Source organism: Bacillus sp. M13(2017) (assembly GCF_002218325.1).
Taxonomy (GTDB): Bacteria; Bacillota; Bacilli; order Bacillales; family Bacillaceae_G; genus Bacillus_A; species Bacillus_A thuringiensis_K.
The window spans coordinates 42,611-65,705 of sequence record NZ_KZ268508.1 but is presented as its reverse complement, the minus strand read 5'-3'; the positions used below and the strand labels follow the sequence as shown (position 1 = coordinate 65,705).

Sequence of the window (23,095 nt, the reverse complement as noted above, 5' to 3'; positions counted from 1 at the left end):
TTGAGGGTGTTTTCGTTTCATTCTACTGCTGCCCATACCCTTCAAACTTCTTCGCCAAATTCTCCATCTCATCTTCTGGCAATAGCTTCGGTTCTCCAACGCTTTTGGTTTGATAATAAATTTGAGCACAAAACTCAATCTCTTCTGCAACAGTAAACGCCATTTTTATATTATTTGCACCAGCAATTAAACCGTGATTTGCAAGTAGCACAGCACGACGATCAATCATGCCTTCAAAAGCAGCATCCGCTAATTGCTTCGTACCAAATGTTTCATACGGCGCACAGCGGACATTCGGACCTGCAAAAGCAATTAAATATGACACAGCAGGAAGCTCCCATCCTAATGACGCAATCGTCTTTGCGTAAGGAGAATGTGTATGCACAAGTGCATTTATATCTTCACGCTTCCTATAGTAAATAAGGTGCATATCTAATTCACTTGATGGTTTTCTCTCTCCTTCTACTACTTCACCATCTAGGTTTAATATAACTACATCTTCAGGCTTTGTTTCATAATACTCTAAACCACTTGGGCTAATCGCAACAAGACCTTGTTCACGATTGAAAATACTAATATTACCGCCTGTCCCCTTTGTTAAACCGCTAGAAATCATTTTCTTTCCGTATGCTACAATTTCTTCTCTTTCTTTTTGTAATAACATATACATCCCCCTAAGTATGAAGCTTATGATGACTGACTTTGTATCTATCTACTTACTAAAATAGCTTTTTTAAGTTTTCCGTAAATGGTGCCTTGACAATCCCTTTTTCTGTAATAATCGCTGTTACATTTTCATGTGGCGTAACATCAAATGCTGGATTATATACTTTACTTTCTTTCGGAGCAGAATATTGTCCGAAGCGATTAATCACTTCAGAACCATCTCTTTCCTCGATTGGGATTTCTTTTCCTGTCGGTGTTTTTAAATCAATTGTTGGTGTTGGTGCTGCTACATAAAACGGAATGTTGTAGTATTTCGCTAAAATAGATAAGCCTAATGTGCCAATTTTATTTGCTACATCACCATTTGCTGCCACACGGTCGCATCCAACAATTACCACATCAATCTTCCCTTGTGACATGACCATAGCTGCCATATTATCCGTAATAACAGTAACATCAATGCCCGCTCGCTGCAGTTCTAATGCTGTTAACGTTGAACCTTGTAACCTAGGACGAGTTTCATCTGAATAGATTTTTAAGTCCCATCCTTTTTCTTTCGCTAAGTACATTGGAGCTGTCGCAGTACCATACTTAGTCGTCGCTAACGCACCAGCATTACAATGTGTTAATACTCCCATTCCATCATGGAATAACGTTAATGCATGTTCCCCGATTTGACGGTTAATTTCCTCATCTTCTCTATGAATTTCTTTTGCCTCTTCTAGTAATCTATCTTTCAACTGAGCAATTGATAAATGTAAGTTCTCCGCCGCTATTGCCTCCATTCTTTCAAGTGCCCAAAATAGATTTACTGCTGTCGGCCTTGATGTTGCCAAATATGCACACACCTTTTTGACTTCTGCTATAAAGTCTTCTATCGTACTTTGAGTAACTTCCTTAGCACCTAAATACACACCATACGCTGCCGAAACACCAATCGCTGGCGCTCCTCTTACTTTCATTACTTGAATGGCATCCCACACGCTTTCAGCTGTCTTGAAAGATTCATAGACAACCTCATTCGGTAATAATGTTTGATCTAACAAAACTAAAGAATCATCTTTCCACTGAATGGGTATTAATTGCTCTTCCATCATCTTCTCCCCTTACTTCGCGTAGTGCATTGACTGTTCTTTTAATGTTTCTACAAAACTTGTGCCCGTTCTATATTGATTCGCTCGTAAAATAAAACTCTTTGCTACTTGAAGACAAATTCGCTCCGCTCTAGCACGTGCTTCCTCATTCTCAATACAAGTAATATCTTTTACTTTCGCTAATCCAACAATACGGCGGATTAATTCCAGACCTGTCACTGCAGCTGTATCCTCTAATACAGATTGTAAATAGACTTCGTTAAAGCCTTCTTCTTTCGCCATAATCTCGGTCACATGAATATCCCAAGCATCTAAAAACTTCTTCTTAAATAAATCAATTACCTCTACCATCGTAGTTTGTAACCAATCCATATACGTATCTTTCTCAGCTCCAGATGGCATCGTTGCATCTGCATTCACCCAAGCAAACATTAAATTCGCCATTACATTCCCAACGTCATATCCCATAGGTCCATAAAAAGCAAACTCAGGATCAATAACCTTTGTAGAATCCTCTCTTACAAAAACAGAACCAGTATGTAAATCACCATGAATAAGCGCCTGTGCATTTGTCATAAAAGAAAATTTACGTTTCGCTACTTCCATACGAAGCTCTTTATCACTATAAATATGCTCCCTAATCCATCCTTCATTTAACGGAAACAGCTCATTACGCTTATTATGATTTGTAAATGGCTCAGCGTATACGAGGTCTTCTGTAATCTCACATAATTCAGGATTTATATAATTCTTCACAAGTTCCTTCTTCTCTTTATGATTCATTACAACATCCGATGTTAATAAAAGTGTATTTACCATAAAAGTAGTTAAGTCGTCAGCAAGCCGCGGAAATATTTGATGATTTATAAGTGCTGTACGTAATATTGTATGATCCGATAAATCTTCCATTACGCAACAATTCATCACACTATCAAATAAATACACCTTAGGAACAAGTCCAGGTGCTAACTCATCCTCTAACTGCAAAACATCTGATTCTATACGAATACGATTTGTCGACAACTTAAACTCATCTGAAATGCGCGCTGTATCCCCAGCTTGCTTTACGATGACAGACATGTTCTCTTTTTCATCCCAAACGCGGAACACATAATTTAAATTGCCATCACCTATTTCTTTACACTGTAACCCCTTTGCATGTTCAAACTTAGATAATTTCTCTTTCACATATGCAATCACATCGTTAGCTTCCATTAAAAAATACTTCGTGAACTTAGACATGGTTTCCCCTCCACACTAACTGTAAGCGTTTTCTAAAAGCTATAAAAAATAATAGGTTGAATTTTTTCATCCTATAAATATGTATTCTTCTTTTTGAAAGTTATATCTAGATTTTATTATATCTTGTTAGCACTTTGAGTCAATGTTTCTAACTATCATCGTAATATACTTCCTAATTATATATTTGAGATGACAAAAATTGTTCAAAAAATTTCCGATTCATTTTATTTTATTTATCACAAAATTCTTTGTAAAATAGAAGTAAGCAGTTCCTTTTCAAAACCACAACCTCTAAGAAATATTTCCTTCCTAAGAAATTAAACTTACACACTATCTCTAACATACACACTACTCTTTCAAACAATCATTGAAAATTTATAAACTTAAAGTTACCTTTCCATTCCCTGTTAGTCTTAATTGAGAATAAATATTAATTAAATTGGTATAAAGTTGGTTTATTCTCTTGACAAAATAACTACTTCTATATGATAATTAATATCGAATTAGAATTATTATAGTTAATTAAAAAATATATTTTATGAGCACACTATTTTTTGATGCTCAAAACCAACATTTAGGAGGAATTTTAACATGTTATTAATCGGCACAGAAGTAAAACCGTTTAAAGCTAATGCTTACCATAATGGAGAATTTATCCAAGTTACTGACGAAAGTTTAAAAGGAAAATGGAGTGTAGTTTGTTTCTACCCAGCTGACTTCACATTCGTTTGCCCAACTGAACTTGAAGACTTACAAAACCAATACGCAACTCTAAAAGACTTAGGCGTTGAAGTATACTCTGTATCTACAGACACTCACTTCACTCACAAAGCATGGCATGATAGCTCAGAAACTATCGGCAAAATCGAGTACATCATGATTGGTGACCCAACTCGCACAATCACTACAAACTTCAACGTTTTAATGGAAGAAGAAGGTCTTGCTGCTCGTGGTACATTCATCATCGATCCAGACGGCGTTATCCAATCTATGGAAATCAATGCTGACGGTATCGGCCGTGACGCAAGCATTCTTGTTAACAAAATTAAAGCTGCTCAATACGTACGTAACAACCCAGGTGAAGTTTGCCCAGCTAAATGGCAAGAGGGTTCTGCAACACTTAAACCAAGCCTTGACCTTGTAGGCAAAATCTAAGGAGTTCGATCAAAATGATACTAGATGCAGATATAAAAACACAACTATCCCAATACCTTCAGTTAATGGAGAACGATATTTTACTTAAAGTAAGCGCAGGAGATGATAACGTATCTAAAGATATGTTAGCTCTAGTAGACGAATTAGCTACTATGTCATCTAAGATTACAGTAGAAAAAGTTGAATTAGAGAGAACACCAAGCTTTAGCGTAAACCGCCCTGATGAAGACACTGGTGTCGTATTCGCTGGTATTCCATTAGGACACGAATTTACATCACTAGTGTTAGCTTTACTACAAGTAAGTGGACGCGCTCCAAAGATTGAACAAAAATTAATCGATCAAATTAAAAACATTCAAGGCGAATATCATTTTGAATCTTATATCAGCCTAAGTTGTCATAACTGTCCTGATGTTGTACAAGCTCTTAACGTAATGAGCGTTCTTAACTCTAGTATTACACATACTATGATTGATGGCGCTGCATTCAAAGAGGAAGTAGAAAGTAAAGACATCATGGCAGTACCAACTGTTTACCTAAACGGCGAATCTTTTGGAAGCGGTCGTATGACACTTGAAGAAATTTTAGCGAAAATGGGTAACGGTCCAGATGCATCAGAGCTTTCTGATAAAGATCCATACGATGTTCTTGTTGTTGGTGGCGGCCCTGCTGGTGCAAGTGCAGCAATTTACGCAGCACGTAAAGGCATCCGCACTGGTATCGTTGCTGAGCGCTTCGGTGGTCAAGTAATGGATACTATGGGCATTGAGAACTTCATCAGCGTAAAAAAGACTGAAGGTCCTAAGCTAGTAGCAAGCCTTGAAGAGCACGTAAAAGAATACGACATCGATGTAATGAATCTACAACGTGCGAAACGTTTAGAGAAAAAAGAACTTATTGAAGTGGAACTTGAAAACGGTGCTATTCTGAAAAGTAAGAGCGTAATCGTTTCTACAGGTGCTCGCTGGCGTAATGTTGGCGTACCAGGTGAAGCTGAGTTCAAAAATAAAGGTGTAGCATACTGCCCACACTGTGACGGTCCATTATTCACTGGCAAAGACGTAGCAGTTATCGGCGGTGGTAACTCTGGTATTGAAGCAGCTATCGACTTAGCAGGTATCGTTAAGCACGTAACTGTTCTTGAATTCATGCCAGAATTAAAAGCTGATGCTGTATTACAAGAGCGTCTTAACAGCTTACCAAACGTAACTGTTCTGAAAAACGTTCAAACGAAAGAAATCACTGGTACTGATAAAGTAAACGGTATTTCTTACATCGATCGTGAAACTGAAGAAGTTCATCACGTTGAATTACAAGGTGTATTCGTACAAATCGGTCTTGTGCCAAACACAGACTGGTTAGGCGAAACAGTTGAACGCGTTCGCGGTGAAATCGTAACAGACAAGCACGGTGCTACAAACGTACCAGGAGTGTTTGCTGCAGGTGACTGTACAAATAATCCGTACAAACAAATTATCATCTCTATGGGTTCAGGTGCAAACGCAGCTTTAGGTGCATTTGATTACTTAATCCGTAACTAATAAAAAAGACGCGCTACCAATTGGTAGCGCGCCTTTTTTATTATATTTCATGTAAATAGTTATCAAGTTCCTTCCAACTCATTACTGTATAAGGTGTTCCTACATTCAATACTACTTTTACATTTTCTGCTACTACTTGCATTCTCTTAGTTGGATTATCTCTTTTACCTGAAGGATAAATAGCAAGTTTCATCATTTCTTGCTTTCCACCTTCATAAATCCTTTTCTTTAAACCGAATTGGTCAATTTGTTCCTTTGAAGGAACTTCTTTGCCTTCCCAGTCACATATTTCAAATAGAGGATACCGATCTCCGTGCCATTCCTCAATAATCTCAATGACTTTAAGAATAATATAACTCCCTGATACTAATTCATAACTAACAGCATCACCTGCTTTTAAAGAAGTATTAGCTATAAATCTCTTCGGCACTTTTTTAGCTTCTGGCTGCGGAGAATGCAACTGTTCTCTTAGTTTATTTAAAACTGCTTCACGTTTCTTCTGTAATTTAGGTTCTTCTTCCCAGCGGACTAAATCTGCACCACTCTCTATTATTTGCAATGCCTTTTGCTTAACATTCTCTTGGAGTCTCCCTAACTTCCATTGTATGGAAGAAAATACTAACCAAAAAACAATAGTCTCTTCATCATCTAATTCATTCTTGTATTCCTCAATTACAATCCTACTTGCTTCCTCATTTGAATATTCATTTGCTAACAAATCCTTATACAGTAACTTAATATCTTCAGCAATATCGTCTGATAATATTGCTACTCCCCAAGCACCCATACATTAACACTCCAATCTATACACTAAAAACCTCTCATTCCCATTCTTCTCATAAGCACCTGGCAATCTAACTTCTTTCTTCAGCACAAACGCAGTCTGATTTTCTAAGAAGAAAATATAGTCCTCAGAAGGATAATATAAAATAATATCCACTTCTCTCCCCGTATTTTCTACTGAAAGCAAAATGTTATTTACTACATTCATAAACACTTGTACAGAAAATGGATTAAAGAAATAAAATCTATTATCATGTGGATCAATCTCATATTCCTGCGCTAAACAACATTGGAATTGAATTTTCCCCTTACTGTTTCGTGCCTTTCGTGCATAACGATCTCGATTATCCATCGCTTCTTTATAAAACTCTTCATTCATTTCAATTCCAACTGCTGAAGCACCACATTTATGATGAATATAAAAGTTTAATCGCCCTTTTCCGCACCCAAAGTCTACAATTCGATCGCTACTTCGTATTTCATATTGATTCAATAACTCATCTAACCCGCTATACGGCGTCGGTTCATAACGGTGATAGTGCATAGACTTGTTAAACCCTTTTTGCTCACCGACTGTTTTTATATGTAAAACTGCATCGTAATATTGTTCATTCATTTGTTTTCTCCTATTAAAAAATGGTACTTATTATTATACACCATGTACTGGAGGCTCATTTTTCATCAAATTAATAGGTACGTGAAATTATATTAACGATTTTCTTAATATATCTATCGTAACTTCAAATATATCAACGATTTTCTCAATATATCTATCATAACTTCAAATATATCAACGATTTTTCAAATATATCGATTTACCGACAATTCACGACAAAAAAACAGGAGCTCTTTAGCCCCTGTCTTCTAACACTTTCAATACAGTTTGTTTCAATATTTCTACCCCATCCATAATACAACTATGATCAAATCTCATATACGGATGGTGTAATCCAGGTTGTAGGTCTGCTCCTAGTCCAAGCATGACAGCTTTTAAATGTGGTCTTTTCACTGTATAGTAATGGAAATCATCGCTTCCTGTCGTATAGAGGGGCCCTGTGCATCTCTCTTCCCCATACACCTCGAGAATACCTTTACGCATAAAACGCTCTGCTTCTTCGGAAACCTCTGCTCCTGGTGCAAGATCCATCCATTCGTATGAAGTTTTTGATCCCATCGATGCAGCTGATTCTATTACATGCTCAATCTTTTTCTTTAATTCTTCTAATAGTATATTACTCTCTGCTCTTACATCTAAACTAAAATGACCATTTCCCGGAATAATATTTAAATTATCACCACCAGCTTGGCATCTCGTCATTTTTACTGAATAAGAACTTTGCGGTGGCAGCCAAATATTTTTCAAACCGATATTAATCATGGAAATGACATCAATTGCATTCACACCTTGGTGTGGTCTTGCCCCGTGTGCATCCTCCCCATGAATCATACCCTCTAAAAATCCTGCTGCTCCATGGCGAATAGATGAGGCTGCTTGTTTCAAAGATAGTTCTTCAATTGGTCTTAGATGGACGCCAAATAAGAAATCAGCATCATCTACAGCACCATTCCCCTTCTCTTCTGCCGGCTGAAAAATAAATCTAACCGTACCACTTTTCCATCTCATATTTTTCAATTGTAAAATAAGTCCCATTACAATGGTCATATGAGCATCATGGCCACATGAATGGTTCGCTTTAAATTCTCCATTTACTTCTTGCCAAAGTGCATCCATATCAGCACGAATCGCAATAACTGGATTCCCGCCTCCAATCTCAGCAATTACACCTGGACAATCATCAAATGTTCTATATGAAATTCCTTCTTCTTTTAAAAAGTCAGTAATATACGCTGTCGTTTCATATTCTTTCCAACTTACTTCAGGGTTTTCGTGTAAATGCTGAAAAATCTCCGTTAAGCGCTCTTGTAGCTCTAATGTTTTCAACGTTCCAGTCTCCTTCCCACATTACAAACGATTCGGGTTAATTATACTTATGAAAAACAGATGTTTTTATGAACATATTGAATTTTAAGAAAAAAGTCAATTATTTATTTTTAAACACTTAAAAATCTTACTCTGCACTTATATTACAAACTAAACAAACAACTAGAACATTCCTTATTTTCTGTTTTTTATGTTGACGCTTACATAAACTTTTAGTTATCATAACCTAATAAACGTCTATTTTACGACAATTCTAAAAATACAAACAAACATACGTAACAAGGAGGAACTTTATGAAAAAAGAAATACCTTTTGGAATAGCGATTATCCCTATTATCATTACCGTTGCAGTTATGATGGTTACAATTGTTGTATTAAAACAAAGCCCTCACGTTCCACTTATTATCGGTACAACCGTTGCCTCTATTGTCGCTTGGCGTTACGGTTACAAATGGAATGATCTTGAAGAAGCAATGTATAAAGGGATTCGTCTTGCATTACCCGCTATCGTCATTATTATTCTTGTCGGCTTAACAATTGGTGCTTGGATTGGCGGTGGAATCGTCGCAACGATGATTTATTACGGTTTAAAACTTTTAACTCCATCACTATTTTTAGTTTCCATTACCGTCATTTGTTCTATCGTTGCATTAGCAATTGGTAGCTCTTGGTCTACAATGGGCACAATTGGTGTTGCTGGAATGGGAATTGGCCTAAGTATGGGAATTCCAGCTCCAATGGTTGCTGGTGCCATTATTTCAGGCTCTTATTTTGGCGATAAAATGTCACCGCTTTCAGACACAACTAACTTAGCCGCAGGATTAACAAATACAGATTTATTCGCACACATTCGTCACATGTTATTTACTACAGTTCCAGGTTTAATTATTACTCTTATCGTCTATGCTCTCTTAGGAAGAAGCTTCGGCGCTAACAATATTGATGCGAAGAGCATCGATCAAACGTTACAAGTATTGCAACAAAACTTTGTTATCTCGCCTTTCCTACTCATTATACCCGTAGTCGTTATGATATTGGTCGCTAAAAAAGTCCCTGCTATACCAGCGATTCTCGTCGGTATTATTTTAGGATTCTTATCACAAGTCTTTATTCAAGGTGGTTCTGTCTCAGCATCTGTCGGTGCACTCCAAGCTGGATTTGTTATAGACACTGGAAACAAACTAGTAGACGAACTATTTAACCGCGGTGGCTTAGATTCGATGATGAATACAGTCTCTATGACAATTGTCGCTATGACTTTCGGAGGAGTATTAGAACATACAGGTATTCTTCGCTCAATTGTAAATCAAATTTTAAAGTTAGCGAAATCAGCAAAAGGGCTTATCGCTTCTACTATCGCATCTTGTTTTGCAACAAACCTTACTTGCTCTGAACAATATATTTCAATTGTTGTCCCTTCAAGAATGTACGCAAATGCATACACGGAAAAAGGACTACATTCAAAAAACTTATCCAGAGCATTAGAAGATGGTGGAACATTAACTTCTGTCTTCGTTCCTTGGAATACGTGCGGTGTATTTATTCTCGCAACACTTGGCGTAGGTGCATTTGAATATGCTCCTTATGCTATTTTGAATTTCATCGTACCTATTATCTCAATCATTTATGGTATAACAGGCTTCACAATTGTAAAACTATCAGACATTGAAAAAGCAGAACTACTAAAGAAACAAAAAGCTCAACTAGAAGCTTAAAAATAGCGGTAAATTCAGTTCATATAGTGCGCGAGGTCGCCCTTGTTGATAGGGCATTTCCTCGCCGCAAATATGAGCATACCCGTAATCAACTAATTTCTTTAACAACCTTTCTGTCGATCTTCGAGTCACTTGTAAATACTCAGAAAGGTCAGCTGCTGTAAACTTCAATGACGGGTGCGATTGACTAAATTGAATGATCTTTGACAAGTTGGCCGGACTAAGCTTTGTTTCCTTCGCTATTTTCATTAGTTCCGGATTATCATTTTTCAAACTTTGTACTCTCTGTTCTTTCGGGAACGGACCAAATAAATCTTTATCACTTGTTAGTATATAAAAACAACGATCTATTGGATTGTTCTTTGCAAAACTTTGAGCAATTTTTGCATTTTGCTCCGCTTCTTTCACGGTTTTCCCATAACCAAATCCAATAGCTATCGTTCCTTCTACGCTCGCAAACAAGTTATCTATTGCATTTGTTTTAATAATTGATTCGATATCACCACGAGTTGTATACAAAATGCATGTCATTTCATCCACTTGTTTAAATGAACCACGTAGTTCTTTTGAAATGACATCTAGTTTTTCAAGCAAACTCGCTCGTAATTCTAAGGAAGAAATAATACAAGCACCAACAGTAGCTGAATAGCTTTTTGCTAACTCAGCTTTTATTTTTGCATCTTTTAGCCCATGTATAATGGATTGTGTTGGATCAATCATGCGCTCTGAAGGAACACCTATTTTTTGAAGCTCGTCGTAAACAGCGTGAATACTAGTTAAAGCTAAATGAGCTTCTCCAGATTGATATTTAGCTACATGAAAATCGATAACTCTATTTATCTCATCTTTACTCCACAGCATATTTTCATAATCCAACACTTGCGGACTTTCTTTTATACCGATATCATGGAACACATTTGTAATAAACGAGCGGTCTACTAAATCGATGGAAATGTTATGTGGTTGAATACTTTGATGATACATGATAGAAAGAATTGAAGATGCGACAGTTGTCTCGTCTTGCTGTAAGTATGTACTTGGAATTCGTAATTGTTCTCTTATTTCTTTTGCCATATAATAAGGTAAAGCACCTGAGAAAAAGATGACATCACAAGGCTTTAGACACTTTAATAGTTCAGAAGATTCCGCCGGATGAAGGTAAATATATGGATCAATTTCTATTCCCTCTAATTTTTGAGCAATAGGAAAAAGGTTCTCCATAAACTCCTTTGAACCGACAACTGCAATTTTTATCATCATTTTCTCTAACTCCTTATCATTAATTAACGACTATTTAACGTCAACTATATCAAATGTATAAAACTATTGTAAACAGGAAGGGGTTTCTATTCAATGAAAATTACAGCTATTCATCTTTACGCAATTCGTTTACCGCTTCGCAATCCGTTTGTTATTAGTTATGGCTCTTATTCTGATATGCCCTCTATTATCGTCAAAATGGAAACAGATGAAGGTATTATCGGTTACGGTGAAGGCGTTGCTGATGATCACGTCACAGGTGAATCATGGGAAAGTACTTTCCATACTTTAAAACATACGCTAACCCCAACTCTAATCGGACAAAATCCAATGAATATCGAAAAAATACACGACATGATGTACAATACAATTTACGGTGTTCCAACAGCGAAGGCCGCAATTGATATTGCTTGTTTTGATATAATGGGCAAAAAACTAAATCAACCTGTATATCAATTAATTGGCGGGCGCTATCATGAAGAATTCCCTGTCACTCACGTTTTAAGTATTGCCGATCCTGAAGATATGGCTGAAGAAGCTGCTTCTATGATTCAAAAAGGTTACCAATCTTTCAAAATGAAAGTTGGTACGAATGTAAAAGAAGATGTGAAACGTATTGAAGCTGTACGAGAACGTGTAGGAAATGACATTGCTATTCGCGTTGATGTAAACCAAGGCTGGAAAAATAGCGCAAACACATTAACAGCACTGCGTTCATTAGGACATTTAAACATTGACTGGATTGAACAACCTGTTATCGCGGACGATATTGATGCCATGGCTCATATTCGTTCTAAAACAGACCTCCCGCTTATGATTGATGAAGGATTAAAAAGTTCTCGTGAAATGCGCCAAATTATTAAATTAGAAGCTGCTGATAAAGTAAATATAAAACTAATGAAATGCGGCGGCATATATCCAGCTGTAAAGCTCGCTCATCAAGCAGAAATGGCAGGCATTGAATGCCAAGTGGGATCAATGGTCGAATCATCTGTTGCCTCTTCCGCAGGATTCCATGTCGCTTTCTCAAAGAAAATCATTACGAGCGTAGAGCTAACAGGGCCATTAAAATTCACAAAAGACATTGGAAACTTACATTACGACGTACCATTCATTCGCTTAAACGAAAAGCCTGGACTCGGCATTGAAATAAACGAAGATACATTACAAGAACTCACCGTCTTTCAGGACATTGTACGCTAAAGGAGGACTAACGCATGACAGTTCTATACAAAGGAACATTAAAACAAAATAACAATCCATTTCACGTTACATTACTATCACTAGAGCACATCGAGCAAATCTTATCACTACAAAACATTGTAGTTGAAGCACTAGAAGATAAAAGTCGTTTACAACCACTCTCACAAGAAGAATTTCAATACATTCTAGAAGGAAATGGCATGATGATCGGTGCTTTTATCGAAAACGAACTCATCGCATTTCGCGCTCTACTCGTCCCTCCTATCGATGATGAACATTTAGGGCTCGATATTGGTTTGCCAGAAAGTGAACTACACCGCGTCATCTATCAAGAAATCTCAAACGTTCACCCGAACTGTCGAGGAAATGGGATGCAAAAAATATTAGCAAACGTCATCATGGACGAATTACAAAAAGAAGATAGCAAATATGATTATGTATGCTGCACCGTTGCTCCTTTTAACATTCCGAGCTTGAAGGATAAGTTTGCGCAAGGGATGGAGATTGCTGCGCTGAAGGAGAAGTATGGTGGTAGTCTGCGGTATGTTTTTGTGAAGGAATTGCGCAGAGATAAGGAAAACGATTGGACAGATGTTCAAAGTATTCTAATGAGTGATGCTAGTGGACAGCAGGCTTTGCTTTCGGAGGGGTATCGTGGGTATGAGATGGAGAAAGTGGATGGGGATTTTGTTGTGATGTTTGGACGCTAATCTATATACTCGAAAAGAGGAGATGTCTGCTGTGACCTCTTCTCTTTTCGATTTGTTGAACAATCCTGTAGTAAATGAAATTATATCAACGATTTTTCGAATATATCTATCATAACTTACAATATATCAACGATTTTTAAAATATATCTATCAAAACTCACAATATATCAACGATTCGACAAGAAATATCGATTTACAGACAAAAATCGATATCCCTTCCTAAACCGTCATCTTCCAACTAGATAACGCTAACCAATTCTCCATTTCCTTATAATCAGGCATTATCTTCCCGACAAGACGCCAAAAAGAGCGATCATGATTTAAATGAACCATATGACACATTTCATGAACGACTACATAGTCAATTACTCGCTGTGGTGCCATTGCTAGCTTCCAATTGAATGTTAGTTGTAAATTCGAATCGCAAGTACCCCAAGTACGACTACTATCTGTAATACGAATAGAACGTGGTTTTGTCTTAAAGTTACTTTGATGCGCTTTAATACTCTTCTCTACTAAAGTTTTACACTGCTTATAATAAAATCGTTTTAAAGCTTGCTGTATTTTCTCATCCTTTAGCTCTTTTACATAAATATGTAACTTATCCCCTTCAAAAATCGCATTATCTTGCTCAATGCTTATATCTTGGGAAATCTGTATCGGATACGTATTCCCTAAATACAAAAAGCCCTCTCCTTGATCGTAATCCTTTTCCTGTGGTCCATGCGCTCGCTCCTGCATTTCCTTACGTGTTGTCTGAATCCAATCCCACTTCTCCTCTAGCAACTGGACTAAGTATTCAACAGGTGTTCCTTTCGGAGCTTGCACTTCCACATTTCCGTATGAATCTACAAAAAGACGCACGGACTTTTTCTTCTTATAAGTTATATGAAAATTAATTGTCTCACCTAAATATGTATGTACCATTTCATCACCTAGCATAGTATTTTTACAAATAAAAAAGAGTAGGATACAAACGTCCTACTCTACCTATTATATCATTTACTGCTTTAACGAACTCATTATCCTCTATACTTTACAGCTAATCCTTTAATGAAATTCCTTGCGTATTTATCGCCGCACTCTTTGTAATTTTTATGGCCTTTTTTTCTTAACAGAGCGCCTAACTCTCCTTTTGTTACCGTAACGCCCACGCTATCTAATATATCAAGTACATCCTCACTCGTTAAAGATAGTGCGATTTTCATTTTCTTTAGAAGAAGGTTATTGGCACTCTCCTTGCTTTGTACAGGTGTCGGTTGTCCTGGTTTCGGATCTTGCTTTCCTCTTTTTAAAGTAATAAATCCATTTAAAAATGCCTCTAACATCATCATATCGCATGTTTTTACGTACTCATCTTCAGCTACCTCATCATTTTCAGCTTCATGCTGAGGAGCCCTCTTTATTTTTGTAAGCATATCAACTACGTCTTCTTTCGTTACTTCCATCCCGCCAAGTTTAAAGATTTCTACCATATCTATATCTCTTATGTCTAAAGCGTATCGTACTCTTTTTAATATATCGTTGTTGCTCATTGCCATTGGGTTTCCTCCTGAAATGTTGATTATTTATTCAGCGGTTAAAGTTTATGCTATAACCTGCTTTAAATTATCATGTTTAATCTAACCTTTTAGTTATTGTCCGCTAAATTAATACTTTAACATTTTAAAGATATGTTTTATAGTCTTACCCGAACTTTTCTCTATCATTGTATCTACAGAGCTCTTACATGTTTTTTATATGCCTATAAAAAGATTTCTCTCTTAACATTAACTAAAAGAAAAAAACAGTGCTTTGATTTCTCAAATACACTGTTCTTTTCCAGCTCTGCACTTATTTTCAACTCACTCATGTCATGCACTACATATGAAATGATTTAACTGCTTAAAAGTTAAACCGTTTCACTATCCCTAGCCTCACCAGCACTATCCTCAAACTTATCCAACAAAGCACGCACCTCATCCGTCGACTTCGTGCTCATCAATTGATTTCTCAATTCCGCAGCTCCTGGGAAGCCCTTCACATAAATTTTGAAGAAGCGGTGAAGCCCTGTGATTGAGCGTGGCAGTACTTCTGCATATTGATCTTGTAAATCAAGTTGTAGTCTTAAAAGATCTAGATGTTCTTTGCTGCTATGCTCTCTTGGCTCTTTTTCAAAAGCAAATGGATTTTTGAAGATGCCTCGTCCGATCATTACGCCATCAATGCCGTATTTTTCAGCAAGTTCCAGTCCCATTTTACGATCAAGGATGTCTCCATTGATTGTTATTAACGTATTTGGTGCAATGCGGTCACGTAATTTTTTAATTTCCGGAATTAGTTCCCAGTGCGCATCTACTTGGCTCATTTCTTCTCTTGTGCGTAAATGAATAGAAAGGTTTGCAATATCTTGTTTAAAAATGTGCGTTAACCAATCTTCCCACTCGCTTAACTCTTTAAAGCCAAGTCTTGTTTTTACACTGACAGGTAGTCCGCCCGCTTTTGCTGCTTGAATAAGTTCTGCCGCAACGTCTGGACGTAGAATAAGACCACTACCTTTTCCTCTTGATGCTACGTTCGGTACAGGGCAACCCATGTTAATATCGATGCCTTTAAATCCTAGCTCTGCCATACCGATACTCATTTGACGGAAGTATTCGGGATTGTCTCCCCAAATATGTGCCACCATCGGTTGTTCATCTTCTGTAAAAATTAAACGGCCACGTACACTTTTCATACCTTCTGGATGACAATAGCTATCCGAGTTTGTAAACTCTGTGAAGAATACGTCCGGACGACCAGCTTCACTTACTACGTGACGGAAAACAACGTCTGTCACATCTTCCATTGGTGCAAGTACGAAAAATGGTCGTGGTAATTCACGCCAAAAATTATCTATCATTTCAAATTCAAATCCTCTCACTATGAATACAATTTCAAAATCTCAATTTATAATTTGTGAAAATCAGCAATATTTATTTTAACTAAAATCGCTTATGAATGGTATTTTTGTAAACCAAAAAGCAGGTGGTATAGATTTTTTCTATATCAACTGCTTTCCTATTATACTAACTTAAGCCAAGCCACACACTCCACATGCGTCGTATGCGGGAACATATCAACAGGTTGTACTTCCTGTGTTTTATATCCGCCTTCTTCTAGTACTTTTAAATCACGAGCTAATGTTGCTGGGTTACATGATACGTATACGACGCGGTTTGGCTTCATGTCGATGATTGTGTTTAGTAATGCTTCGTCACAGCCTTTACGTGGTGGGTCTACGACCATTGTGTCAGCAATTACGCCTTCTTTGTACCATTTTGGAATGACTACTTCTGCTTCTCCTACACCAAATTCAGCGTTTGTCATGTTGTTTAGTGCTGCGTTTCGGTTTGCGTCTTCGATTGCTTCTGGGACGATTTCAACGCCGTACACTTTTTTCGCTTTTTGCGCTAGGAATAAAGAGATTGATCCGATTCCGCAATAGGCATCAATTACTGTTTCGTTACCGTTTAATTTTGCGAATTCTAACGTTTTATCGTATAGCACTTTCGTTTGTTCTGGGTTTACTTGATAGAATGAACGTGCTGAAATCGCAAATTTAATGTCACCGATAAAGTCATAAATATATTCTGATCCGTACCGTACTGTCGTTTTATCTCCGAAAATTACATTCGTACGCTTCGTATTTACGTTTTGAACAATCGATTTTACTTCTGGAAATTTCGCTGCAATTTCTTCAATAATTGCTTTTTTGTTTGGTAGTTCTGCTGTACGTGTAATGAAGACAAGCATAATTTCCCCTGTTACTTGTCCATAACGAGCCATTACGTGACGAAGTGTTCCTTTGTTACGTTCTTCGTTGTACGCAGTGATACCGTGCTTTTCACAAATACGTTTTACTTCTTGAATTAATGTATCGTTTTCTTCTGCCTGAATTAAGCATGATTCCATATTAATGATGTCATGCGTTCCTTGGCGATAGAAACCAGCTACAAGCCCACCTTCACGTTCTCCGATTGGTACTTGTGCTTTATTGCGGTATACCCACGGATTCTTCATACCAAGTACAGGATGAACAGGAACATCGCCTAGTCCTCCGATGCGCTGCATAACGTCACGTACTTGTTTTTCTTTCGCTTGTAATTGTCCTTCATAAGTTAAGTGCTGAAGCTGACAACCGCCGCACTGATTATATACTGGGCATTCAGCATCTTTACGATATGGACTTTCTGTATGAAGCTTCATTAAACGACCAAATGCGAAGTTTTTCTTCACTTTAATAATTTTAATTTGCGCTTCTTCACCTGGTAATCCGTTTTTAACGAAAATAGGATAGCCCTTTACTTTCGCAACACCGGCACCATCATGTGTTAAATCTTCAAATACTACATCTATAAACTCGTTTTTCTCAACTGGTGGCGTCATTTTAGTACTCATTTTCCGACCTCTCTTTTTCATAACACTGCGTTACATTTTATCATACTTATATGGTCTTTTTCTATTGGAAGAAAAAAAGCTATTGACGATACTTCTCTGTTAATGTTACGCTACTACTAATTTAATACGGACGATGTTACCTCATATATACTTGATAATATGGATCGAGAGTTTCTACCCGGCAACCTTAAATTGCTGGACTATGGGGAAAACTAATGAATATTAGCCTATGCGCAAAAAAGGACTCATATTGATTAGCTTTCTCTCATAGATGAAAGTGAATCCATATGGGTCTTTTTTTATTTTTATTTTTCTAAAAGGTCAGACATCTTACGTATGACATAAAACCTCATTCCTTTATTTTTAGTAATATAACGAGCGTTTTATGTACAAACTTTATACGAACTTCTGAAAGGGGCAACTACATGCAATATGTAATGAGCATTATCGGTATTATTGCCGTGTTAGGTTTATGTTTTGCTTTGTCAAACAACAAAAGTAAAATCAACTTCCGTGCAATTGCAATTATGATTGGTTTCCAAATTTTAATCGGTTGGTTTATGTTTGCTACAAAGATTGGTCAACAAATCATTATTTTCATTAGTAAAGTTTTCAACAAACTAATTAAACTTGGTACGACAGGTGTCGATTTTCTCTTTAATGGAATTCAAAGAGATTTTGTCTTTTTCTTAAACGTATTATTAATTATCGTATTTTTCTCAGCACTACTTTCAATCTTTAGTTATTTAGGTGTTTTACCATTCATCGTTCGCGTTGTCGGCGGTGCAATTTCAAAAATTACTGGTTTACCACGCGTTGAGTCATTCCACGCAGTAAACTCTGTATTCTTCGGTTCAAGTGAAGCTTTAATCGTTATTAAAAACGATTTACAGCATTTCAATAAAAACCGTATGTTTATCATTTGTTGTTCTGCGATGAGCTCCGTTTCTGCTTCTGTTACAGCATCATACGTAATGATGTTAGATGCAAAATACGTACTAGCAGCTCTTCCGCTAAATTTATTCTCAAGCTTAATCGTTTGTTCGTTATTAACACCAGTTGATACGAAGAAAGAAGATGAAGTGATTCAAAAATTTGATAGAACTCTATTCGGGGACAGCTTTATCGGTGCAATGATTAACGGTGCGCTTGATGGTTTAAAAGTAGCTGGTATCGTTGCCGCATTAATGATTGCCTTTATCGGTGTGATGGAAGTTGTAAACTACGTAATTAGTGCAGCTTCAGGCGCAATGGGACATGCTGTTACTTTACAACAAATCTTCGGTTACGTACTTTCTCCATTCGCATTCTTAATGGGTATTCCAACTCAAGATATTATCCCAGCTGGTGGTATTATGGGTACGAAGATTGTTTTAAACGAGTTTGTAGCAATCCTTGATTTAAAAGACACAGCTACAACATTAGCTCCACGTACAGTTGGAATCGTTACAGTATTCTTAATTAGCTTCGCAAGTATTAGCCAAATTGGTGCAATCGTTGGTACAATCCGTGCCCTTTCTGAAAAACAAGGAAGCGTTGTTTCTAAATTTGGTTGGAAAATGCTATTTGCATCAACACTTGCTTCTATTTTATCTGCGACAATCGCTGGATTGTTTATTTAATAAAAAATCACCTTACTTTAACGAGTAAGGTGATTTTTTTGATTCTTTATGAAATCGAGTGAAATTCAACTGCTTCTTCTGTATTGATAATCCTATCTTTATATATACCTTTTATTGAAATGTAAATGATAGATTTGTTTATGTTTTTTAACTTTCCTAATGAAAAATGATAAAGTAATCCATCGCTTTTTAAAGTCCACATCTTCCCACTCCATGGACCAGTAGCTTTTTGTTCATCCGACGCCTTTATTTCACCTTCATATTCGCATTCTCCTAAAGGAGTTTTAATTATATTCTTCTCTGTATCAATTCGAATATTTTTAATTAGATTCAAATTTTCATCAGAGAGAATTTGAATTTCATGATCTTTCTGTTTAAAAAAGAGTTTTCCGTCTTTGGTATTTACATATTCTGCATTATTCATTTTATCTATCATAAAATCATATTCTTCTTTTGTAATACCTAAGTTTTGATGATAAGGAAACGTTTTTTTCGGTATAATTTCTTCTTCGGCATACTTCAAATACCAATCTAAATTATTTGTAATACTATCGCTCATTTTATTTCCTATTTTCTCTAATTTCTCTTTTATCTCATAAGGAAATTCTAGTGTCATAATATCCGCCGTTACTTCCGCATTCATAAGATGCGATGGAATATACTCTTCCACACTATTCGCTTTACTCACTTCACTTTGACAACCAACTATAAATAGCGATATGAAAAAGATATATATTATTTTTTTATATTTCATTTCTATTCGCCACTCCATACATTATTCTTACTTAGTTTTATAGCGGTTTTTATTATAGTATAAAATCTTTATATTTTAATAAAATACATATCCTTATGCAAAATTGCATATTAATAAGTCTTCTTCTTACTTTAAAATTAGCTTAAATTACTTTCCAAATTATACAAATAACAAGTATTAAATGTTATAATTTGTAAAAAAACATTGGAGGACCTTATGAAAATTCACGCCCTTTTCGATTTCTTACATTTACTAGTCTTAACGCTGAAAAGCTATTATGTATGGGGAATGCCTATCTATGTCTTCATTATTCCTCTTATCTTTGTAGTCGGTTATATTATTATTAATTCTAATAAGAAACAAAAAAATACATCTATTCAAAGTCACTAATCTATTACCTTAATAGCCTCCTAAAAATCATATTCCCCTCATTTTCTTCAAATGATATGATGAACAAGGGTATATCCCCACCACTCTTATAGCGGTGGGGATTTTAATGTCAATATGCAACATACTACACAATAGAAGGTGATTTTTATGAGAAAATACGCAGCAATTGCTTTATGTACGTCTGCCATTCTAGCAGGCTGCAATACTAGCAATGTAAGCCAAGAACCTAAAAAAGAGAAAAAGGTTCAAGAAGTAGCTATACAAAAAGAGACTGTACAAGAACAAGGTAACATTTCTTATACTCCCATCACACACGAATCTACAACCACAAGTATTCATATTACAGACTTAAAAGATTCTTTAAATGAAGTACAATATAAAATTTGGCGCACAGCTGATGACAAGGAAAGTGCTAAATTTTTTTCTTCTAAAGAAAAAGAGAAACAATTCACACTTCCTTTTGATATAAAGGAATTTGAAGGAAAACGTGGTGAGTTCCAAATTGAAGCAACAGGAATGAAAGAAGATGGGAAAACACTCCCGCTTACGAAATCTACTATTACTTTCGAACAAAAGGTTCCTGTTCTTATGTATCACGCAATTGATGATTATCATGGTCAAGGCATTAAAGACTTATTCGTATCACCAGCTAACTTTGAAGCACAAATGAAATATTTAAAGGACAATGGTTATACGCTGTTAACCTTTGAACGCTGGGGCGATATAAATAAAGTAAATAAGCCGATTTTCGTTACATTTGATGACGGTATGAAAAATAATATGAATGCATTTCGCATTTTACAAAAGCTAAAAGATGATACTTTTAAACCGGCAGCAACAGAATATATGATTGTTGATAACGTTGATGTAGAAGGAGCATTGTCTACTTCTGAAATAAAAGAAATGGTTGATTCCGGCATTTTCTCGGTGCAATCTCATACTGCAACACATGCAGATTTACCGAAAATTACAAACTATGAGGAAGAGTTAAAAGGTTCAAAAGAAAAGCTAGAAAAAATAACAGGTAAGCCTGTTATCGCGATTGCTTATCCATTCGGTCATGTAGATGATAAGGTTGTTGCAGAAACGAAGAAGTATTATCAATTTGCGACGACGACAAAGCCTGGGCAATTCATTACAAAGGGTGAACCTGATGAATTGTTAAAGATGAAGCGCGTTCGTATACACCATACAACGACTGTAGAGCAGTTTGCTTCTTCAATTAAGTAAATATAAGGGCTCAACACATTTTGAGCTCTCTTTTTACTTTATATTTATATATATTTTTAGAATTTTCTTGTATTATATATAGTAAGAAATCTTTCAAATTAAAGGAGATTATACATATGTCATTTGAACAAACGTTAGAGAAATATGCTGCTCTTGCAGTTAATGTTGGTGTTAATATTCAACCTGGACAAACTTTATCAATTAGTGCACCTCTTGAAGCTGTACAATTTGTACGCCTCGTTACAGAAAAAGCATATAAATCTGGTGCAAAACACGTATATGTAGATTGGAATGATGAGACGTTAACACGCTTAAAATTCGATCTAGCTCCTGAAGAAGCTTTCGCTGAATTTCCATCTTGGAAAGCACATGCTCGTGAAGAATTAGCAAAAGAAGGCGCTGCATTTATGTCTATCTATGCAGAAAACCCTGATTTATTAAAAGGTGTAGAACCATCGCGTATCGCAACAGCTCATAAAGTAGCTGGAGAAGCAATGAAAGTATACCGTGATTACGTACAAGCAGATAAAGTAAGTTGGTGTGTCATTTCTGTTCCTACGAAAGAATGGGCTGCGAAAGTATTCCCTGACATAGCGCCAGAAGAACAAGAAGCAAAGTTATGGGATGCTATTTTCAAAGCTACTCGTGCTGATTTAGAAAACCCTGTAGAAGCATGGAAAGAACATGATGAAACATTACATACAAAAGTGGATTACTTAAACGAAAAGCATTATAAAGCTCTTCACTATACAGGTCCTGGAACAGATTTAACAATCGAACTTCCAGAAAAACATGTATGGGCTGGTGCTGGTAGCTTAAATGAAAAGAACGTACCATTTATGGCTAATATTCCAACTGAAGAAGTATTTACAATGCCACTTAAAACAGGTGTAAACGGCCAAGTTTCTAGTACAAAACCGTTAGTATTTGCAGGTAATATTATCGATAATTTCACGTTAACATTTGAAAACGGACGTATCGTAGACTATAAAGCTGAAGCTGGTGAAGAAGCTTTAAAACATTTAGTAGAAACAGATGAAGGTTCTCACTTCTTAGGGGAAGTAGCTTTAGTACCTCATGACTCACCAATTTCAAACACAAATGTTTTATTCTACAATACACTATTTGACGAAAATGCATCTTGCCACCTTGCGATTGGAAATGCTTACGCATTTAACTTAGTTGGCGGAAAAACAATGTCTAAAGAAGAACTTGCTGAAAACGGCGCAAACGCTAGTATCACACACAACGACTTTATGATTGGATCAGCTGAGCTTGATATTGACGGTATTACTGCTGATGGCAGACATGAGCCTATCTTCCGTAAAGGTAACTGGGCGTTTTAAATCTATTACCATAAAGAAACACA

General features: G+C 36.4%; 21 protein-coding genes and 1 riboswitch. Of the genes, 9 read left to right on the top strand and 12 right to left on the bottom strand.

From position 1 onward, the window contains the following. Positions 1-22: 22 nt before the first annotated feature. Genes CGQ22_RS19715 through mtnK form a run of 3 tightly spaced genes read right to left on the bottom strand, consistent with a single transcriptional unit; the run spans position 23 to position 3,002 of the window. Positions 23-664 carry an L-fuculose-phosphate aldolase gene (locus tag CGQ22_RS19715; protein WP_000926555.1) on the bottom strand — a complete coding sequence of 214 codons (642 nt, stop codon included), beginning with the start codon at positions 662-664 and terminating at the stop codon, positions 23-25. Between the two features lie 55 nt (positions 665-719). Continuing rightward, positions 720-1,760, bottom strand: a complete 1,041-nt coding sequence (gene mtnA / locus CGQ22_RS19710; RefSeq protein WP_000392499.1) for an S-methyl-5-thioribose-1-phosphate isomerase — start codon at positions 1,758-1,760, stop codon at positions 720-722. Between the two features lie 12 nt (positions 1,761-1,772). Next, on the bottom strand, positions 1,773-3,002 hold the full coding sequence (gene mtnK / locus CGQ22_RS19705) for an S-methyl-5-thioribose kinase (protein ID WP_046945091.1): 1,230 nt from the start codon (positions 3,000-3,002) through the stop codon (positions 1,773-1,775). A gap of 591 nt (positions 3,003-3,593) precedes the next feature. Between mtnK and ahpC the strand changes: the two genes are divergently transcribed. Both ahpC and ahpF read left to right on the top strand, forming a co-directional pair. Further along, positions 3,594-4,157, top strand: a complete 564-nt coding sequence (ahpC, locus tag CGQ22_RS19700) for an alkyl hydroperoxide reductase subunit C (protein ID WP_000924420.1) — start codon at positions 3,594-3,596, stop codon at positions 4,155-4,157. 14 nt (positions 4,158-4,171) lie between these two features. Then, a complete protein-coding gene (ahpF, locus tag CGQ22_RS19695; protein WP_046945092.1) occupies positions 4,172-5,698 on the top strand; it encodes an alkyl hydroperoxide reductase subunit F in 1,527 nt (508 codons plus the stop codon). 40 nt (positions 5,699-5,738) lie between these two features. On the opposite strand, the gene CGQ22_RS19690 is transcribed toward ahpF, so the two are convergent. From CGQ22_RS19690 to CGQ22_RS19680, 3 genes are all read right to left on the bottom strand, one after another. Further along, a complete protein-coding gene (locus tag CGQ22_RS19690) occupies positions 5,739-6,485 on the bottom strand; it encodes a hypothetical protein (protein ID WP_089149203.1) in 747 nt (248 codons plus the stop codon). 3 nt (positions 6,486-6,488) lie between these two features. Then, on the bottom strand, positions 6,489-7,097 hold the full coding sequence (locus CGQ22_RS19685) for an SAM-dependent methyltransferase (RefSeq protein WP_078439568.1): 609 nt from the start codon (positions 7,095-7,097) through the stop codon (positions 6,489-6,491). A gap of 234 nt (positions 7,098-7,331) precedes the next feature. Then, positions 7,332-8,423 carry a M20 peptidase aminoacylase family protein gene (locus CGQ22_RS19680; protein WP_089149202.1) on the bottom strand — a complete coding sequence of 364 codons (1,092 nt, stop codon included), beginning with the start codon at positions 8,421-8,423 and terminating at the stop codon, positions 7,332-7,334. Between the two features lie 293 nt (positions 8,424-8,716). Between CGQ22_RS19680 and nhaC the strand changes: the two genes are divergently transcribed. Further along, the gene (nhaC, locus tag CGQ22_RS19675) at positions 8,717-10,138 is read left to right on the top strand and encodes a Na+/H+ antiporter NhaC (protein ID WP_089149201.1); all 1,422 of its coding nucleotides are present in this window, start codon (positions 8,717-8,719) and stop codon (positions 10,136-10,138) included. On the opposite strand, the gene CGQ22_RS19670 is transcribed toward nhaC, so the two are convergent. Beyond that, positions 10,127-11,398 carry a hypothetical protein gene (locus CGQ22_RS19670; protein WP_000972806.1) on the bottom strand — a complete coding sequence of 424 codons (1,272 nt, stop codon included), beginning with the start codon at positions 11,396-11,398 and terminating at the stop codon, positions 10,127-10,129. The two genes, nhaC and CGQ22_RS19670, sit on opposite strands and share 12 nt — an antisense overlap. A gap of 93 nt (positions 11,399-11,491) precedes the next feature. On the opposite strand from CGQ22_RS19670, the gene CGQ22_RS19665 reads away from it, so the two are divergent. Both CGQ22_RS19665 and CGQ22_RS19660 read left to right on the top strand, forming a co-directional pair. Continuing rightward, a complete protein-coding gene (locus CGQ22_RS19665) occupies positions 11,492-12,601 on the top strand; it encodes a mandelate racemase/muconate lactonizing enzyme family protein (protein WP_089149200.1) in 1,110 nt (369 codons plus the stop codon). A gap of 14 nt (positions 12,602-12,615) precedes the next feature. Further along, complete coding sequence (locus tag CGQ22_RS19660) at positions 12,616-13,311, top strand: N-acetyltransferase (protein WP_089149199.1); 696 nt, start codon at positions 12,616-12,618, stop codon at positions 13,309-13,311. Between the two features lie 219 nt (positions 13,312-13,530). Here CGQ22_RS19660 and CGQ22_RS19655 read toward each other — a convergent pair whose 3' ends face one another. The 4 genes from CGQ22_RS19655 to rlmD form a co-directional block, all read right to left on the bottom strand. Beyond that, complete coding sequence (locus CGQ22_RS19655) at positions 13,531-14,238, bottom strand: M48 family metallopeptidase (RefSeq protein WP_000233767.1); 708 nt, start codon at positions 14,236-14,238, stop codon at positions 13,531-13,533. 95 nt (positions 14,239-14,333) lie between these two features. Further along, a complete protein-coding gene (locus CGQ22_RS19650) occupies positions 14,334-14,852 on the bottom strand; it encodes a YehS family protein (protein WP_001251729.1) in 519 nt (172 codons plus the stop codon). A 350-nt stretch (positions 14,853-15,202) separates the two neighbouring features. Continuing rightward, positions 15,203-16,192 (bottom strand): tRNA dihydrouridine synthase, encoded by a 990-nt coding sequence (locus CGQ22_RS19645; protein ID WP_000566704.1) that lies wholly within the window; start codon positions 16,190-16,192, stop codon positions 15,203-15,205. A gap of 161 nt (positions 16,193-16,353) precedes the next feature. Next, on the bottom strand, positions 16,354-17,730 hold the full coding sequence (gene rlmD, locus CGQ22_RS19640) for a 23S rRNA (uracil(1939)-C(5))-methyltransferase RlmD (protein WP_089149198.1): 1,377 nt from the start codon (positions 17,728-17,730) through the stop codon (positions 16,354-16,356). 121 nt (positions 17,731-17,851) lie between these two features. Further along, positions 17,852-17,953, top strand: a riboswitch (purine riboswitch). Positions 17,954-18,155: 202 nt separating this feature from the next. Here rlmD and CGQ22_RS19635 point away from each other — a divergent pair. Further along, entirely contained in the window at positions 18,156-19,352 is a 1,197-nt protein-coding gene (locus CGQ22_RS19635; protein WP_001200485.1) for a NupC/NupG family nucleoside CNT transporter, read from the top strand. A 46-nt stretch (positions 19,353-19,398) separates the two neighbouring features. Here CGQ22_RS19635 and CGQ22_RS19630 read toward each other — a convergent pair whose 3' ends face one another. After that, positions 19,399-20,106, bottom strand: coding sequence for a hypothetical protein (locus tag CGQ22_RS19630; protein WP_074593411.1), 708 nt, complete (start codon positions 20,104-20,106; stop codon positions 19,399-19,401). Between the two features lie 216 nt (positions 20,107-20,322). Here CGQ22_RS19630 and CGQ22_RS32090 point away from each other — a divergent pair, with 216 nt between their 5' ends. From CGQ22_RS32090 to CGQ22_RS19620, 3 genes are all read left to right on the top strand, one after another. Beyond that, positions 20,323-20,496, top strand: coding sequence for a hypothetical protein (locus tag CGQ22_RS32090; RefSeq protein WP_000690673.1), 174 nt, complete (start codon positions 20,323-20,325; stop codon positions 20,494-20,496). 147 nt (positions 20,497-20,643) lie between these two features. After that, a complete protein-coding gene (locus tag CGQ22_RS19625; protein WP_089149197.1) occupies positions 20,644-21,726 on the top strand; it encodes a polysaccharide deacetylase family protein in 1,083 nt (360 codons plus the stop codon). A 116-nt stretch (positions 21,727-21,842) separates the two neighbouring features. Beyond that, a complete protein-coding gene (locus CGQ22_RS19620) occupies positions 21,843-23,072 on the top strand; it encodes an aminopeptidase (RefSeq protein WP_088069919.1) in 1,230 nt (409 codons plus the stop codon). Positions 23,073-23,095: the final 23 nt, after the last annotated feature.